General features: G+C 34.8%; 16 protein-coding genes and 1 riboswitch. Of the genes, 14 read left to right on the top strand and 2 right to left on the bottom strand.

Annotation, left to right across the window (positions count from 1 at the left end; translation table 11 throughout):
• Window positions 1-56: 56 nt before the first annotated feature.
• A riboswitch (FMN riboswitch) is annotated at window positions 57-192 on the top strand.
• Window positions 193-251: 59 nt separating this feature from the next.
• Window positions 252-800: an ECF transporter S component gene (locus tag HMPREF2846_RS04705; protein ID WP_002480989.1), complete on the top strand. Its 549-nt coding sequence runs from the start codon at window positions 252-254 to the stop codon at window positions 798-800.
• Window positions 801-916: 116 nt separating this feature from the next.
• On the opposite strand, the gene HMPREF2846_RS04700 is transcribed toward HMPREF2846_RS04705, so the two are convergent.
• The gene (locus HMPREF2846_RS04700) at window positions 917-1165 is read right to left on the bottom strand and encodes a ferredoxin (protein WP_002480988.1); all 249 of its coding nucleotides are present in this window, start codon (window positions 1163-1165) and stop codon (window positions 917-919) included.
• A 98-nt stretch (window positions 1166-1263) separates the two neighbouring features.
• Between HMPREF2846_RS04700 and HMPREF2846_RS04695 the strand changes: the two genes are divergently transcribed.
• The 4 genes from HMPREF2846_RS04695 (at window position 1264) to ypdA (ending at window position 6404) form a co-directional block, all read left to right on the top strand.
• Entirely contained in the window at window positions 1264-2220 is a 957-nt protein-coding gene (locus HMPREF2846_RS04695; protein ID WP_083309975.1) for a helix-turn-helix domain-containing protein, read from the top strand.
• Entirely contained in the window at window positions 2220-3596 is a 1377-nt protein-coding gene (locus HMPREF2846_RS04690; protein WP_070625935.1) for a RecQ family ATP-dependent DNA helicase, read from the top strand. The genes HMPREF2846_RS04695 and HMPREF2846_RS04690 overlap by 1 nt, the downstream gene beginning before the upstream one ends.
• Before the next feature lie 273 nt (window positions 3597-3869).
• Window positions 3870-5264 (top strand): elastin-binding protein EbpS, encoded by a 1395-nt coding sequence (ebpS, locus tag HMPREF2846_RS04685; protein ID WP_070625933.1) that lies wholly within the window; start codon window positions 3870-3872, stop codon window positions 5262-5264.
• A gap of 153 nt (window positions 5265-5417) precedes the next feature.
• Complete coding sequence (gene ypdA, locus HMPREF2846_RS04680; protein ID WP_070463609.1) at window positions 5418-6404, top strand: bacillithiol disulfide reductase YpdA; 987 nt, start codon at window positions 5418-5420, stop codon at window positions 6402-6404.
• Window positions 6405-6465: 61 nt separating this feature from the next.
• On the opposite strand, the gene HMPREF2846_RS04675 is transcribed toward ypdA, so the two are convergent.
• Entirely contained in the window at window positions 6466-7440 is a 975-nt protein-coding gene (locus HMPREF2846_RS04675; protein ID WP_002480983.1) for an asparaginase, read from the bottom strand.
• A gap of 78 nt (window positions 7441-7518) precedes the next feature.
• On the opposite strand from HMPREF2846_RS04675, the gene cmk reads away from it, so the two are divergent.
• The 9 genes from cmk (at window position 7519) to ndk (ending at window position 15586) form a co-directional block, all read left to right on the top strand.
• Window positions 7519-8190, top strand: a complete 672-nt coding sequence (gene cmk, locus HMPREF2846_RS04670) for a (d)CMP kinase (protein WP_070625931.1) — start codon at window positions 7519-7521, stop codon at window positions 8188-8190.
• A gap of 292 nt (window positions 8191-8482) precedes the next feature.
• Window positions 8483-9673 (top strand): 30S ribosomal protein S1, encoded by a 1191-nt coding sequence (gene rpsA / locus HMPREF2846_RS04665; protein WP_070463607.1) that lies wholly within the window; start codon window positions 8483-8485, stop codon window positions 9671-9673.
• A 150-nt stretch (window positions 9674-9823) separates the two neighbouring features.
• Window positions 9824-11134: a ribosome biogenesis GTPase Der gene (der, locus tag HMPREF2846_RS04660; RefSeq protein WP_002480980.1), complete on the top strand. Its 1311-nt coding sequence runs from the start codon at window positions 9824-9826 to the stop codon at window positions 11132-11134.
• Between the two features lie 19 nt (window positions 11135-11153).
• Window positions 11154-12152: an NAD(P)H-dependent glycerol-3-phosphate dehydrogenase gene (locus HMPREF2846_RS04655; protein WP_023015188.1), complete on the top strand. Its 999-nt coding sequence runs from the start codon at window positions 11154-11156 to the stop codon at window positions 12150-12152.
• Between the two features lie 169 nt (window positions 12153-12321).
• A complete protein-coding gene (locus HMPREF2846_RS04650; RefSeq protein WP_002480978.1) occupies window positions 12322-12594 on the top strand; it encodes an HU family DNA-binding protein in 273 nt (90 codons plus the stop codon).
• Window positions 12595-12773: 179 nt separating this feature from the next.
• The gene (locus tag HMPREF2846_RS04645) at window positions 12774-13331 is read left to right on the top strand and encodes a hypothetical protein (RefSeq protein WP_002480975.1); all 558 of its coding nucleotides are present in this window, start codon (window positions 12774-12776) and stop codon (window positions 13329-13331) included.
• Window positions 13332-13347: 16 nt separating this feature from the next.
• Window positions 13348-14073 (top strand): demethylmenaquinone methyltransferase, encoded by a 726-nt coding sequence (locus HMPREF2846_RS04640; RefSeq protein ID WP_023015189.1) that lies wholly within the window; start codon window positions 13348-13350, stop codon window positions 14071-14073.
• Window position 14074: 1 nt separating this feature from the next.
• A complete protein-coding gene (locus HMPREF2846_RS04635) occupies window positions 14075-15031 on the top strand; it encodes a polyprenyl synthetase family protein (protein ID WP_070625929.1) in 957 nt (318 codons plus the stop codon).
• Between the two features lie 105 nt (window positions 15032-15136).
• Window positions 15137-15586 carry a nucleoside-diphosphate kinase gene (ndk, locus tag HMPREF2846_RS04630; protein WP_002480972.1) on the top strand — a complete coding sequence of 150 codons (450 nt, stop codon included), beginning with the start codon at window positions 15137-15139 and terminating at the stop codon, window positions 15584-15586.
• Window positions 15587-15707 lie beyond the last annotated feature (121 nt).

The following is a 15707-nucleotide window of genomic DNA, read 5'->3' as shown; positions in this document are numbered from 1 at the left end:
ATCGGATTGAACTTTTAAGATAAATCGGCTACAATAAATAGGAAAATATTAATGAAATTCATCTTCGGGGTCGGGTGCAATTCCCAACCGGCAGTAATTTAAGCCTGCGACCTGTATTTATCGATTGATAGATATGGCTGATCTAGTGAGATTCTAGAGCCGACAGTATAGTCTGGATGGGAGAAGATGGAGGGTTTATTTGTTGTGCAATGAAATCCTCCTATTCACGTAGATGAATGGAAGGAGCCTTTATGAATCAACAAAACAACAAACGTTTCATCGTCATAAGTATGTTGAGTGCAATTGCTTTTATTTTGATGTTTATCAAATTTCCTTTACCATTTTTGCCTCCGTACTTAACTTTAGATTTTAGTGATGTCCCTGCTTTACTAGCAACCTTTATTTTTGGACCTATAGCAGGCATCATCGTCGAATTGATTAAAAACTTATTGAATTTCTTATTTAACATGGGAGATCCAATTGGGCCTTTAGCAAACTTTGTAGCAGCAGTAAGTTTATTATTAACTGCGTACTATGTCAGCAAAGCGGTTAAAAGCCGCTTCAATATCATCATTGGCCTCATTGTAGGTACAATCGTCATGACATTGGTATTAAGTGTTTTAAACTACTTCGTATTATTACCGCTTTACGGTATGATTATGAACTTAAGCGATGTCATGAAAAACTTAAAAATCATAATAGTATCTGGTATTATACCGTTCAATATTATTAAAGGTATCGTAGTATCTATCGTTTTCTTATTGTTATATAAACGATTAAAGAAAGCACTGCGTTATTAATAACAAACTAAAGAAACCCCCGGAAATATTTTTCCGGGGGATTTTTTAAGACATCATCTGTCTTGTTTTATCAATCTATGTTAAGCGAAGACAGCCAACTGGTCTCACGATTGATACTATTCGAATTTTAATGCATCACCATCAAACGGTTCGTCTGCAATTTTAATAGAATCTGTTGGGCAACCTTCGTCTGCATCTTCTAAGTCTTCGTATAATTCTTCTGGAACAGGCGCTGTCCCTTCATTATCATCTAAGATAACATATGCAATACCTTCATCATCATAATCATAAATGTCAGGTGCTGCAGCACCGCATGCGCCGCAAGCAATGCATGTATCCATATCTACAATCGTATATTTAGCCAATTTACTTCGCCTCCTTCTCTAAAAATGCTACACTGATAACGTAATTTATATTTTAACACCAGTTTATCTTTTTTCAATACTGTAAGTCATAGGTGATGATGGATTTGAACGAAATAATTCAATACATAAAAAAACATGCATTTCATTATAAAACTGACAAAAGTATCTACAATATACTGATTGGTGCTAAAACGCATCAAACCTACTTTGATGCATGTAGCCAACAACTTTTATCATTATATCATAGTCAACCTGATTTAAAATATACGTCATTCGAACGAATCTATCATCAGAATAACGAAGATTTATCATCAATTCCGTTAAAAGTTTCAACACGTTATACCTTTGAAAGTATCCAACAGACTTTTCAAGTTTTGCAGTTGTTAATACAAACCATTTCATTCAAACAACATCACACGCTTTCTTTTATACCCGTTTCAGAAATCAGTAAAGTACAAAAGCGAGTAAAAACTATTTATTTTAAGCTTGAAGCACAGCAAAGCTTAGATGCATTTAAAACAGAGATATATCAGCTTTTCGAACTATTAAACCAAGCACAGCCGCGTTCTATATTGCATTACTTCTTACAAGGTTATGATGAAGTCATGTATACGAACCAACAAGTCAGCTTAATCGAAAATTTAAAAATGTCAGAGTTAGCCATCATTAAAATGAATGATTTAGTCGAGATGATGCATTTATTGGAAGATCAAGAGACTTTTCCTACCTTGCACCAAGCTATTATCTTACCTGCGCTTTCTATCAATACTAAAGATACATTAAAGTTAGTAAATAACGGTTTATCGTTAGAAGCAATTGCACAAAAAGAAGGCGTAAAATTAAATACAATTGAAGACCATATCATTGAGCTATATATTAAAGGATATTTTACTGATTACAGCTTGTATTTGGATAAGGAAGATTTAAATGAATTTAAAACATTTTATATTGACCGCCAAGAAGAACGATTACGAAATTTTAAGGCAGCGTTTCCTAATATGAGCTATTTCGAAATTAAACTTGCGATTACCATATTAGCGAGGGAGGGGATTTGATGCTGGAAGAAGCTTTAAAAAAATGGTTTGGCTTTGATTCATTTAAAGAAGGTCAAAAACCTATTATCGAAAATGTATTGAATCATCAGCACACTTTAGGCATTTTACCTACTGGTAGTGGTAAAAGTTTGTGCTATCAACTGCCGACTTATATTAAACAAAAACCCACACTTATCATTTCTCCTCTAATTTCATTAATGGATGATCAAGTTATGCAGATGCGAAAGAACGGAGAACGTTCTGTCAGTTACATTCACTCTGGTATGAGTTATGAAGAAAAGATGAAGAATTTAAAACAATTGAAATCATCAAAGTTTATCTTTTTAAGTCCTGAATTTATCTTGCATCAAGATAATATTAAATGGATTGATTCGATAGATTTAGGTATGATTGTGCTTGATGAAGCACACTGTATTACAGAGTGGGGTTATGATTTCAGACCGCATTACGCGTTAATTGGCAGGATCACTAAAAAATTTCCAAAAGCGACATTGCTCGCACTGACTGCTACTGCACCATTACATTTACAAGAGGATATAGAAGATATCGTACAGACAAAATTGAAGGTGGTCAAAACCAAAATGAGCAGAGATAATATTATGTTATCTCATCTAAACTTTGAAAATAACGCCGAGAAAAATGAATGGTTAAAATCTTTCATAGAACATTCAGGACCAACTATTATTTATGTATCTTCAAAGAAAAAGTGTAGGGAACTAGCGCAAATGATTTATGATGAAGGTTACCTTACCGGCATATACCATGGTGATTTATCATATCAAGAAAGACAAACTGTACAACAACAATTCATACAAAATAAAATTCCTATGATTGTCGCAACAAGTGCATTTGGCATGGGAATTAACAAACCTGATATCCGCACAGTCATTCATTATCATTTACCGGTCAGCCCTTCAAGTTACCTTCAAGAAATTGGTCGTGCCGGAAGGGATGGGCAACTTAGCCAAGCTATCAGTCTTTATCAACCAGACGACTATTTCTTATTAGAAACTATTCTTTTTGCGGATATCATAACCGAAGCTGATATTGATGCATTTGATCAAGGTGCCAACTTACCTGAACAAAAGGCAGAAATTCTTGATGTTTTAGCAACTCAATATACAATCGAACAAATAAAAATGATTTTCTCAATCTCAGAACAACGCAAAAAAGAAGGGTTATTAACCATGATGGGATACAAAAACTTAACAACTTGCAGACGTCATTATTTAATGTCATATTTCGGAGAAACGATCACTCCTACAAAAAAATGTTGTGACAATGATAATACAATTCAACCTATAAATGTATTGAATAAAAAGAAAGTCGCAAGAAAAATGGATTATTTAGAAAAATTAAACCAAATATTTACTTAATATTAATCATTATCCTTTGATTTAATGTTATGGTTAGTGAATAACCACTTACATCCTAGAGATATTAGTAGAAATAATATAAACTTGTGACAACGTAGTTAAATGGATACTTTATTTTGAAAAACAAGTTGCAGATAGGGTATAATTCTCTTTGCTTAGTATGTATTGCAAGTTATAATTAACTTACAAGATGTGTTTTTCAACCTCTTCATTTAGGGTATGAACACTACATATGTAAATAAAAATATTTTTAATATAGAAAGGATGATGACGTTGTCAAACAACAATTTCAAAGATGATTTTGAACGCAACCGTCAATCGATTGATCCTAAACCATCTCATAAAAAGCCTGATCATTTAGACGAGTCAGTTGACACAGAAACAAATCATCAAGAAGAACCTATAAAAGAAAAGCAGGAACAACATTTCCCACCGAGAAATGCGCATAAAAGACGTCAAAGAAGACGTGCTACTGCAACACATCAACGTGAAGAAAAGACAGAAAAACCAAATGACTTACATAGCCAAGAAGAAGAACCAACGAAAAAAGAGTCAAAAGGTCATATTTCTGAAACTGTAAAAGGTCAACAAAACGGCAAGAAAAAAGCTGCAGGTACAGCAGCAGGCAGTGTTGGCGGCGGTATTATCGGTAAAGATTTAGAAAAAAATCATGAAAAAGCTTCTGAATCTAAAGAAGATAAGAAAGATCAGGATATCAAAAAAGAAGAACCCACAAATACTGAAAAAGACAACTCTGGTAAAAAAGCTGCTGCTGGTGTAGCTGGAGGCGCTGCTGCTGGTAAAGCCGCTCAAAAACATTCTGATAAGAAAAAGGCCGAAAAACAAAAAGCTGATGAACAACCTAAAGAGAAAGACACTGCGAAAAAAGACAACTCTGGTAAAAAAGCTGCAGCTGCTGGTGCAGCCGGTGTAGCTGGTGGTGCTGCTGCAAGCAAATCAGCGCATGCAGGTTCTGGAAACGGAGGCGCAGGTAATGGCGGTTCTGGCAATGGTAGTTCCGGAAACGGCAGTGCTGGCAATGACGGAGAACCGCCTAAAAAGAATAAAGGCGGATTAAAAAAATTACTTCCTTTACTTTTAGGCTTATTATTAATCGCAGCTATCGCAATTTTTGCTGGTTTAGCATTAACAGAACAAGGCAGTCATAAAGCACAAGACGACAACAAAGTTGCACAAAAATCGGATAAAGACAAAAATAAAGATGCAGCTAAAGATAAAAATGAAGATAAAGATAAAAAAGCAGCAGACAAAAACAAAGATAAAAAATCTGATAAAGCAAAACACGATCATTCTAAACATCATGCCGCTTCAGATTCAGAAGCAACTGACGAATCACAAGCACAAGATCAAGACCAAAATGCTTATGATCAACAACAAAACGCTGCACAAAACCAAAACGGTCAATATAATCAAAATCAGCAAGGTCAACAAAACAATCAATACAACCAAAACCAACAAGCGCAACAAGCACAACAACATAATCAAGGTGGCCAAACACATACAGTATACGGTAAAGAAAACTTATATAGAATTGCAATCCAATACTATGGTGAAGGTACACCAGAAAATGTTGAAAAAATTAAACGTGCAAATGGTTTAAGCAACAATAATATTTCAAATGGACAACAACTAGTTATTCCACAATAATGATATTAGCCTCACTACAAAATGGTAGTGAGGTTTTTTCTTTCATTAATGCTTCACAATTTCTAATCTTTCTTAGATGAAAAAAGATGAATACCTTTTAAAAATTTGTATGACTGATATAATATTAGGGGTGTGAAGAAGGAGGTCAACTGTATGCAAACAGTAGAAAGTATCATTATCGGCGGCGGACCTTGCGGGTTAAGTGCTGCGATTGAACAAAAGAAAAAAGGAATTGAAACATTAGTAATAGAAAAAGGCAATGTTGTAGAGTCTATTTATAATTACCCTACGCATCAAACATTCTTTTCTTCTAGTGATAAATTAAGTATCGGCGATGTACCATTCATCGTTGAAGAGTATAAACCAAGAAGAAATCAAGCGTTGGTGTACTATAGAGAAGTTGTTAAGTATCATCAATTAAATATTCATGCATTTGAAGAAGTGCTTACAGTTAAAAAAATGGGTAAACGCTTCACAATTACAACAACTAAAGATACGTATCAATGTCGTTTCTTGACTGTTGCGACAGGCTATTACGGTCAACATAACGAATTGGAAGTAGAGGGTGCTAAATTGCCAAAAGTCTTCCATTACTTCAAAGAAGCACATCCTTATTTTGACCAAAACGTTGTGATTATTGGAGGTAAAAACTCAGCAGTTGATGCGGCGCTTGAACTAGAAAAAGCAGGTGCAAATGTGACAGTACTTTACCGTGGCTCAGATTATTCATCAGCAATCAAACCATGGATTTTACCTAACTTCGAATCATTAGTAAGACATGAAAAAATCGATATGCATTTTAATGCAAACGTGACTAAGATTGATGAGGATAGCCTAACATTTGAACAAGAAGGCGAATCATATACAATTCCTAACGATTATGTCTTTGCGATGATCGGTTATCATCCAGACTATGACTTCTTACAAACGATTGGTATCGATATTAATACAAATGAATTCGGTACTGCACCTGTGTATGATAGAGAAACGTACGAAACAAATGTAGAAAATTGCTATATTGCAGGTGTTATTGCAGCTGGTAATGATGCAAATACTATTTTCATTGAAAATGGCAAGTTCCACGGTGGCATTATTGCACAAAATATTGTTTCTAAAAAACAAACACCGCTTGAATCTTAATTCAATACTCAAAAAACCGAGAAACAGTACTAGCTGCTTCTCGGTTTTTAGTTATATCCAATTATACTTGTGCATCAAAGTATGCTTTAAGTTGTTCTTTATCATAATGATTGCTCATCGCAACAAGGAGCTTAAGACGTGCTTTTTGACCATTCAAACCGTTTGAAAAGATGACGCCTCTTTGTGCTAAATCGTATCCGCCACCTTCGTAAGCATAGATAGGACCAACAATACCGTTAAATGATCTTGATACCAGGATTATAGGAATACCTTTATCTAAACAAGCCATTAATCCTTTTAAAGCAGTAGGGGGTAAATTACCTTGTCCAAGGGCTTCAACTACAATACCGTCAACTGCTCTTTCACTGTAAAACAAGAAAATATCACTCGGCATATCCATATAAGCTTTAACAATAGGTACATCTAATTTCGGATTGATTTTATCTAAAATTTTATGTCTGTATGGTTTATGGTGAAACTGTACACTCGTTTTTGTTAATACACCTAATGGTCCATGGTTAGGACTTTGGAAAGTATTCGTATTTGATGTATGTGTTTTAGTTACATTTCGCGCAGTGTGAATTTCATCATTAAATACAACCATTACACCTTTATCAGATGAATCATCTGAAGCAGCCACACGAAGTGCTGAAATGAAATTATACAATCCATCTGAACCGATTTCGTTAGAGGAGCGCATTGCACCTGTGATTACAATAGGTTTGTCAGTTTGTGTAATTAAATCTAATAAGTATGCTGTTTCTTCTAAAGTATCTGTACCATGTGTAATTACAAAACCATCGTATTGATCATGCTTGCTGTTTTCTTCAATAACATCCCTGAGCTTAACAACATCTGCAATTGTCACATGGGGAGACGGCAGATTAATAGGGTTAATCTCAGTAACGTCTGCATATTGTTTGATAATATCATGGTGCTTTGAAATGGGATTTTCTTCATTTTCTACTACTTTATTGCTTTCATCTTCAGACATACTGATTGTACCACCGGTATGCATGACTAAAATCTTTTTCAATGTCATCGCTCCTATCTCTATAATACGTTTTTATGATAAAATAAATATGAATAAACGACAAGGGAAGGTTTTCTAGATATGAGTTTAATTAATATAGCTATTGATGGCCCTGCAGCAGCGGGCAAGAGTACCATTGCACGAAAGGTTGCTGAAAGCCATTCTATGATCTATGTAGATACAGGCGCGATGTATCGTGCAATTACCTATAAATATTTAAAAGAAGGTAAACCAGAAGACTTTCAATCTCTTATTGAAAATGTAACATTAAAATTGGTTTATGATGATGTGAAAGGTCAACGTGTGTTGTTAAACGATGAAGATATTACAGATTTCTTACGTTCTAACGAAGTCACACAAAATGTTTCTTACGTAGCATCTAAAGAACCAGTTAGAACATTTGCGGTTGAAGTACAGCAACAATTAGCTGCTGAGAAAGGGATTGTTATGGATGGACGTGACATTGGCACAGTAGTGTTACCAGATGCTGAATTAAAAGTATATATGATTGCATCTGTTGATGAACGTGCTGAACGCAGACAAAAAGAAAATGAAGCAAGCGGAATTCCTTCCTCTTTAGATCAATTAAAAAAAGAAATCAAAGCACGTGATGAATACGACATGTCTCGTGAAATATCTCCATTACGTCAAGCAGATGATGCAATTACTGTGAACACAACTGGAAAATCTATCGAAGAAGTAACTGAAGTAATTAATCAACTTATCAGTGAAACACAAAACAAGCAGTCATAATTTAAGATGTTAGGCTGATGTTAATTATATTAATTTGATTATAAAAATTCATAATCATTCTATGGCGATGCTAACAGATTCAAATAATTATGCCATACTGTGAATAATAAATGAGTTTTTGTGGTATATATTATAGTGAGAATAAATACGTACATTGGAACGTAAAAATAATACTTTTTTACTGCAGAACTTGAGAGAATTCTTCACTTTTTGTGAATAGAGGTGAATTTCTTGACAATTCTGTCAGTTTGTAAGATGTTATAATTATGTAGTGTACAAGGAGGCATACAAGATGACTGAAGAATTCAATGAATCAATGATTAATGAAATTAAAGAAGGAGATAAAATCTCTGGACAAGTCCAAAAAGTCGAAGAAAAACAAGTGATTGTTGATGTCGACGGTGGCAAATTTAGCGGTATTGTACCGATTAGTCAATTATCTACTCATCATATTGATAGCCCAAATGAGGTTGTCAAAGAAGGAGATGCGGTAGAAGCTTATGTGACTAAGGTAGAAAATGACGAAGAAAATGAAACAGGTGCATATATCCTTTCAATTCGTCAATTAGAACAAGAGAAGTCTTATCAATATTTACAAGAGAAACAAGAAAATAACGAAATTATCGAAGCAAAAGTAACTGAAGTCGTTAAAGGCGGTTTAGTTGTAGACGTAGGACAAAGAGGGTTTGTCCCAGCTTCATTAATTTCTACTGATTTCATTGAAGACTTTTCAAGCTTTGATGGACAAGTTTTAGAACTACGTGTTGAAGAACTTGATCCAGAAAATAATCGCGTCATCCTTAGCCGTAAAGCAGTTGAACAAGAGCGTAATGAAGCTAAAAAAGCTGAATTACTAGAATCTCTTAATGAAGGCGATGTAATTGAAGGTACAATCGCACGTTTAACTAACTTTGGTGCTTTCGTAGATATCGGCGGTGTTGATGGTTTAGTTCACGTATCTGAACTTTCTCACGAACACGTCGATAAACCAGAAGACGTTGTTTCAGTGGGCGAAAAAGTTAACGTAAAAGTAAAATCTGTTGAAAGAGACTCAGAAAGAATCTCACTTTCAATTAAAGATACTTTACCAAGCCCATTCGAAAGTATTAAAGGTGAAATCCATGCGGATTCAGTAATTGAAGGTCGCGTGGTAAGATTAACTGACTTCGGCGCATTTGTAGAAATTGCTGCTGGCGTTCAAGGACTTGTTCATATTTCAGAAATCAGTCGCAAACATATCGCTAAACCTAGCGATGTACTAGCACCTAACCAAACAGTTACTGTGAAAGTACTAAGCGTTGATGAAGAAAATGAAAGAATTTCACTTTCTATCAAAGCAGCTGTACCAGCTGAAGAAGAAGTACTTCAAATCGACGATGACGAATCACGTGACTATGTTGAAGGTAAACATGAAGAAGAAGACAATGATAACCCAACATTAGGTGAAATGTTCGGCGACAAATTGAAAAACCTTAAATTTTAATAAGTAATTCGCTAACATCAGTCAAGACTGTAGTAAGTGTCCTAACTTCACACTTTACAGTCTTGACTTTTTTATTGCCTAAATTTCTTTTGCTTTAAATAAGCCATGTGATAAAATTAACTAGATATATGAAAGAGAGGAAGTTAGCTTATGACTAAACCTGTTATTGCTATTGTAGGTCGACCGAATGTCGGTAAATCCACAATATTCAATAGAATTGTCGGAGAGCGTGTATCGATTGTAGAAGATACACCCGGCGTTACAAGAGACCGCATCTATTCTAGCGGTGAATGGTTGACACATGACTTCAATATTATTGATACAGGCGGTATTGAATTATCTGATGCACCATTCCAAACACAAATCAGAGCACAAGCTGAAGTCGCAATTGATGAAGCAGATGTTATTATTTTCATGGTTAACCAACGTGAAGGATTAACACAAACTGACGAAATGATTGCGCAGATGCTTTATAAAACAAATAAACCTGTCGTTTTAGCTGTCAACAAAGTTGATAATCCAGAAATGAGAGCAGACATTTATGATTTCTATGCACTTGGTTTCGGAGAACCATTCCCAATTTCAGGTTCACATGGACTTGGTTTAGGGGATTTGTTAGATGAAGTAGCTAAACACTTCAAAGATGAAGGCGACGATCTTTATGATGAAGACACTATCAGATTATCTTTAATCGGACGTCCTAATGTTGGTAAATCCAGCTTAGTCAATGCAATTCTTGGGGAAGATCGTGTTATTGTTTCTAATATCGCCGGAACAACACGCGATGCCATTGACACAGAATATTCTTATGAAGGACAAGATTATGTCTTAATTGATACAGCAGGTATGCGTAAAAAAGGTAAAGTATATGAATCAACAGAGAAATACTCTGTATTACGCGCATTAAAGGCCATAGAGCGCTCTAATGTCGTACTTGTTGTCTTAGATGCTGAAGAAGGTATTATTGAACAAGACAAGCGTGTTGCAGGGTATGCACATGAAGAGGGTAAAGCTATTGTTATAGTAGTAAATAAATGGGATACGCTTGAAAAAGACAGTAAAACCATGAAAAAATTCGAAGACGAAGTTCGTAAAAACTTCCAATTCTTAGATTATGCACCAATCGCATTTGTTTCTGCGAAAGAAAAACAACGTTTACGTACATTGTTCCCATTAATCAATGAAGCGAGCGAAAACCATAAAAAACGTGTTCAAAGCTCAACATTGAATGAAGTCATCACAGATGCTATCGCAATGAATCCAACACCGACTGATAAAGGTCGCAGATTAAAAGTGTTCTATGCAACACAAGTTGCTATTGAACCACCAACATTTGTGGTATTTGTTAACGATGAAGAACTAATGCACTTCTCATATAAACGCTACTTAGAAAATCAGATTCGAGATGCATTTGGTTTCGAAGGAACACCAATCAAAATAATTCCAAGAAAACGAAATTAGTATTGAAAGGATGAAGTATATGAGTAAGGTTGCCGTTTTTGGTATGGGCAGTTTTGGTACAGCATTAGCGAATGTACTCGCACAAAACGGTCACGAGGTCTTAATGTGGGGTAAAAATAAACAAAGCATTGAGGAAATCAATACTTATCATACAAATTCACGCTATCTAAACGAAGCTAAATTAGAAGAGACAATTAAAGCCACTTCTGATTTAGAAGAAGCTGTCAATTTTTCAGATACGTATCTGATTGCACTACCAACAAAAGCTATTAGAGAAGTAGTTAAACAAATCGATGAAAAATTAGATTCGAAAAAAGTGTTTATCCATGTCGCAAAAGGAATTGAAAACTCAACATTCGAACGTGTATCAGAAATGATTGAAGATTCTGTTGCGCCAGAACATAATGGCGGTGTTGCTGTATTATCTGGACCAAGTCACGCGGAAGAGGTAGTTATTCAACAACCAACAACTGTTGCAGCTTCTTCTAAAGACCCAGAAATCAGTAAATTAACACAAGATTTATTTATGAATGAATATCTGCGTGTATACACGAATAACGATTTGGTTGGCGTAGAATTAGGAGGCGCTTTAAAAAACATTATTGCCGTGGCTAGTGGTATTGTAGCTGGTATGGGGTTCGGCGATAATGCTAAAGCAGCCTTAATGACACGTGGATTAGCTGAAATCAGCAGATTAGGGGAAGCACTTGGCGCAGATCCGATGACGTTTTTAGGTCTCGGCGGTATCGGGGACCTAATTGTAACTTGTACTTCAACGCATTCAAGAAACTATACACTTGGGTATAAAATCGGCCAAGGTAAAACAGTAGAAGAAGCACTTTCAGAAATGAACATGGTTGCTGAAGGGTTCTATACAACTGAATCTGTGCATAATTTAGCTAAAGAAAAACACATTGATATGCCGATAACATCTGCATTATATGGCGTATTGTTTGAAAATGTGCCATTAGAGAAAAGTTTAAAATTATTAATGGATAGAGACAAAAAGTCAGAATAGAAATTAAATTAATTTACTATTATTGTATATTTACACATAGGTGGCTAAAAAACCTTATAAATCGCGGTTTTATGCTTATAAATAATTGCGATAGTAAGAGCCGTTGTGTTAAAGTCATAGCATAATGATATTAAGTTATCATTAGCAAACCCTTGGGAGGTGACTCATAATGAACAAAACAGACTTAATTAATGCTGTTGCAGAACAAGCTGAATTAACTAAAAAAGAAGCTGGTTTAGCAGTTGATGCTGTATTCGAATCAATTCAAAACTCACTATCAAACGGTGAAAAAGTACAATTGATTGGTTTCGGTAACTTTGAAGTTCGCGAACGTGCAGCCCGTAAAGGTCGCAACCCGCAAACTGGTAAAGAAATCGACATCCCAGCAAGCAAAGTTCCAGCATTCAAAGCTGGTAAAGCTTTAAAAGATGCAGTTAAATAATGAATTCAATACTTAACAGAAAAGCCCTTTTCGGGGCTTTTCTTTTTATTACATACTTTTACATTGAATTACTTTTACGACTGAAATTGCTAGATATTGCAAGCAGTTGAACAAAAGTGATTTTATTTTTCTATATATAATGTTAAGATGATTATTGATTAATAACGTGAGGTGCAGACATGGATTCAACATTAAGTACATTAAAAAACCAAATAGATCGTAAGCTTAATGGTATACATAGTCATGAACCAATTCAGTATAATCATCAATTGGCTCATGTACTTGATGCGCAAGATATTTTGCCTGACGCAAAATTAGCATGCCTCGCAATTGATACATCCATGAGTCATCTTGATTCAATCACGAGTAGTCATCTTTCTAAAAATGCGATTCTGATAGGGGATTTGATCAGTGCACATTTTTATACGTTGACAGCATCTATCAATGATTCAGAATATCTAGAAGCTATGAGCAATGCAATCATTAAAGTAAACGAATTAAAAACCGCTTTGCATTACAAAACGCTTTCTCATGACGCGATAAAAGACGCAGTTCGATATATTGAAACTATTTTCCCTGCAATTACCATCCAGCATTTCAATCCAAATGTTGAATTAAGCAACGCAAAAGATAGTTTAATTCAATACGCTTCAGAAAATTATCCAGCGTATCTTAAAGATTATAGTGAAACAGAACTCGAAGCTATTTTTAATGAATTGCGCAGTAATATAAAATAAAGTAGAGGTAATATATATGGCTAAAAATAAAGCAGATAAAGAAAAAGTGCACAAAGTCTTTCAAAACATTTCCACTAAGTATGATCGACTCAATAATATTATCAGTTTTGAACAGCACAAAGTATGGCGTAAACGCGTCATGAAATCAATGCAAGTTAAACCTGGCAGCAAAGCATTAGATGTTTGTTGCGGTACAGCGGACTGGACAATTTCATTAAGCAAGGCTGTCGGTCCTACAGGTGAAGTCATTGGTCTAGATTTCAGTGAAAACATGTTAAAAGTTGGAGAAGAAAAGACTAAAAATATGGCTAACATTCAACTTGTACAAGGCGATGCCATGGAATTACCTTTTGATGATAATGAATTTGATTACGTAACAATTGGTTTCGGATTAAGAAATATCCCTGATTATGTCATTGCACTTAAAGAAATGAACCGTGTTTTAAAACCAGGTGGCATGGTGGTCTGCTTAGAAACAAGCCAACCTACAATCCCAGTTTTCAAACAACTTTATCAATTATACTTTAAATTTGTTATGCCGATTTTCGGTAAGTTTTTCGCTAAATCTAAAGAAGAATATGAATGGCTTCAACAGTCAGCTTTCAACTTCCCAGATCGTGATGAACTTAAAGCGCTGTTCCAATTAGCAGGCTTCAGAGATATTGAAGTTAAAAGTTTCACTGGCGGAGTTGCCGCAATGCATTTAGGGTATAAGGAAAAAGAAACAGCAAAAGGTGATTAATGTGGATAAGCTGAACATTAATAGAGAAGTTAAAAAAATTGAAAGACAACTGAAGGACACAATAAAAAGCAATAATGTTGTATTAGAAGAGGCGGCACACCATTTACTTTCATCAGGCGGTAAACGTGTGCGTCCGTCTTTTGTTATTTTAAGCAGTGAATATGGGAATTCACCTAGAAACAAAGATACTTATAAAATTGCTGTTTCGTTAGAATTGATTCATATGGCAACTTTAGTGCATGACGATGTGATTGATAAAAGTGATAAACGCAGAGGCCGTTTGACTATCAGTAAAAAATGGGATCAAGATACAGCGATATTAACAGGGAATTACTTATTAGCTTTAGCTTTAAAACACATTGCATCAATTGAAGACAAAAGAATACATACAATTTTATCACATGCTATTGTAGATGTATGTCGTGGGGAACTCTTCCAATTCCAAGATCAATTCAACTCAAACCAACCTGTTACAAATTATTTACGTCGAATTAACCGCAAAACAGCTTTGTTGATTCAATTAGCGACAGAACTAGGTGCATTATCTGCACATGCAGATACTAAAACGGCTAATAAAATGAAAAGAATCGGACATTATATTGGAATGAGTTTTCAGATTGTCGATGATATTCTAGATTTTACAAGTACTGAGAAGCAACTAGGTAAACCAGTTGGCAGCGACTTAATGAATGGTCATATAACGTTACCAGTGCTATTAGAAATCAGAAATAATCCATCATTTAAACAAAAGATTGATGCATTACAACCAAATAGCCCAAAAGAAGATTTTATTTATTGTGTTAATTATATTAGACAATCTGATAGCATCGACCAATCTAAGCAAGTGAGTCGTCATTATTTACAAAAAGCAGTACGTTTGTTAGATGAATTAGAAGAAAACACAGCTACAACATGGTTTAAAAAGCTAATTAAGCGTATGGAATCTAGAAATGTATAAAAAACAATCACAAAATATTGAAAGCGCTTAAATAAACTGTTAAACTAAAAATGTATTTATTTAGATTCATAAAAATACACATCTATTTTCAGGAGGATTTGCGAAATGGAAAGAACTTTTCTAATGATTAAACCAGATGGTGTTCAACGTAATATCGTTGGAGAAATCATCACTCGTTTAGAGAAAAAAGGATTAAAACTCGTTGGCGGTAAATTTATGACTGTTTCCAAAGAATTAGCAGAAACACATTACGGTGAACATGCTGATAAACCATTCTACGAAGGTCTTGTTTCATTTATTACTTCAGCACCAGTATTTGCGATGGTAGTTGAAGGTGAAAATGTAGTAGAAGTAACAAGAAATATGATTGGTAAAACAAATCCAACTGAAGCAGCACCAGGTACTATCAGAGGTGACCTAGGCTTAACTGTAGGCAGAAATGTTATTCATGGTTCAGATTCTCCAGAATCTGCGAAAAGAGAAATCAGCTTATGGTTCGAACCTAATGAACTAAGTGTTTACACAGCCAACAATGAAGAATGGTTATACGAATAATAATATAGAGTATACAAATTAAATTCATTTTATCCAATGTAAACCAGATTGAATTACTTATTCAGTCTGGTTTTATTTTTTACCTACTATAATAGTCAGAAAAATTTTACAATTAAATCAT

It is taken from the genome of Staphylococcus sp. HMSC056G08 (assembly GCF_001812305.1).
Lineage (GTDB): Bacteria > Bacillota > Bacilli > Staphylococcales > Staphylococcaceae > Staphylococcus > Staphylococcus simulans.
Note: the sequence above shows the minus strand (reverse complement) of the source record. Positions and strands in the feature narration are given on the sequence as shown.

Coding starts and splice junctions, on each gene's coding strand:
- HMPREF2846_RS04705 (WP_002480989.1), top strand. CDS start 252: ATGAATCAACAAAACAACAAACGTTTCATCGTCATAAGTATGTTGAGT.
- HMPREF2846_RS04695 (WP_083309975.1), top strand. CDS start 1,264: ATGGATTTGAACGAAATAATTCAATACATAAAAAAACATGCATTTCAT.
- HMPREF2846_RS04690 (WP_070625935.1), top strand. CDS start 2,220: ATGCTGGAAGAAGCTTTAAAAAAATGGTTTGGCTTTGATTCATTTAAA.
- ypdA (WP_070463609.1), top strand. CDS start 5,418: ATGCAAACAGTAGAAAGTATCATTATCGGCGGCGGACCTTGCGGGTTA.
- cmk (WP_070625931.1), top strand. CDS start 7,519: ATGAGTTTAATTAATATAGCTATTGATGGCCCTGCAGCAGCGGGCAAG.
- rpsA (WP_070463607.1), top strand. CDS start 8,483: ATGACTGAAGAATTCAATGAATCAATGATTAATGAAATTAAAGAAGGA.
- der (WP_002480980.1), top strand. CDS start 9,824: ATGACTAAACCTGTTATTGCTATTGTAGGTCGACCGAATGTCGGTAAA.
- HMPREF2846_RS04655 (WP_023015188.1), top strand. CDS start 11,154: ATGAGTAAGGTTGCCGTTTTTGGTATGGGCAGTTTTGGTACAGCATTA.
- HMPREF2846_RS04650 (WP_002480978.1), top strand. CDS start 12,322: ATGAACAAAACAGACTTAATTAATGCTGTTGCAGAACAAGCTGAATTA.
- HMPREF2846_RS04645 (WP_002480975.1), top strand. CDS start 12,774: ATGGATTCAACATTAAGTACATTAAAAAACCAAATAGATCGTAAGCTT.
- HMPREF2846_RS04640 (WP_023015189.1), top strand. CDS start 13,348: ATGGCTAAAAATAAAGCAGATAAAGAAAAAGTGCACAAAGTCTTTCAA.
- ndk (WP_002480972.1), top strand. CDS start 15,137: ATGGAAAGAACTTTTCTAATGATTAAACCAGATGGTGTTCAACGTAAT.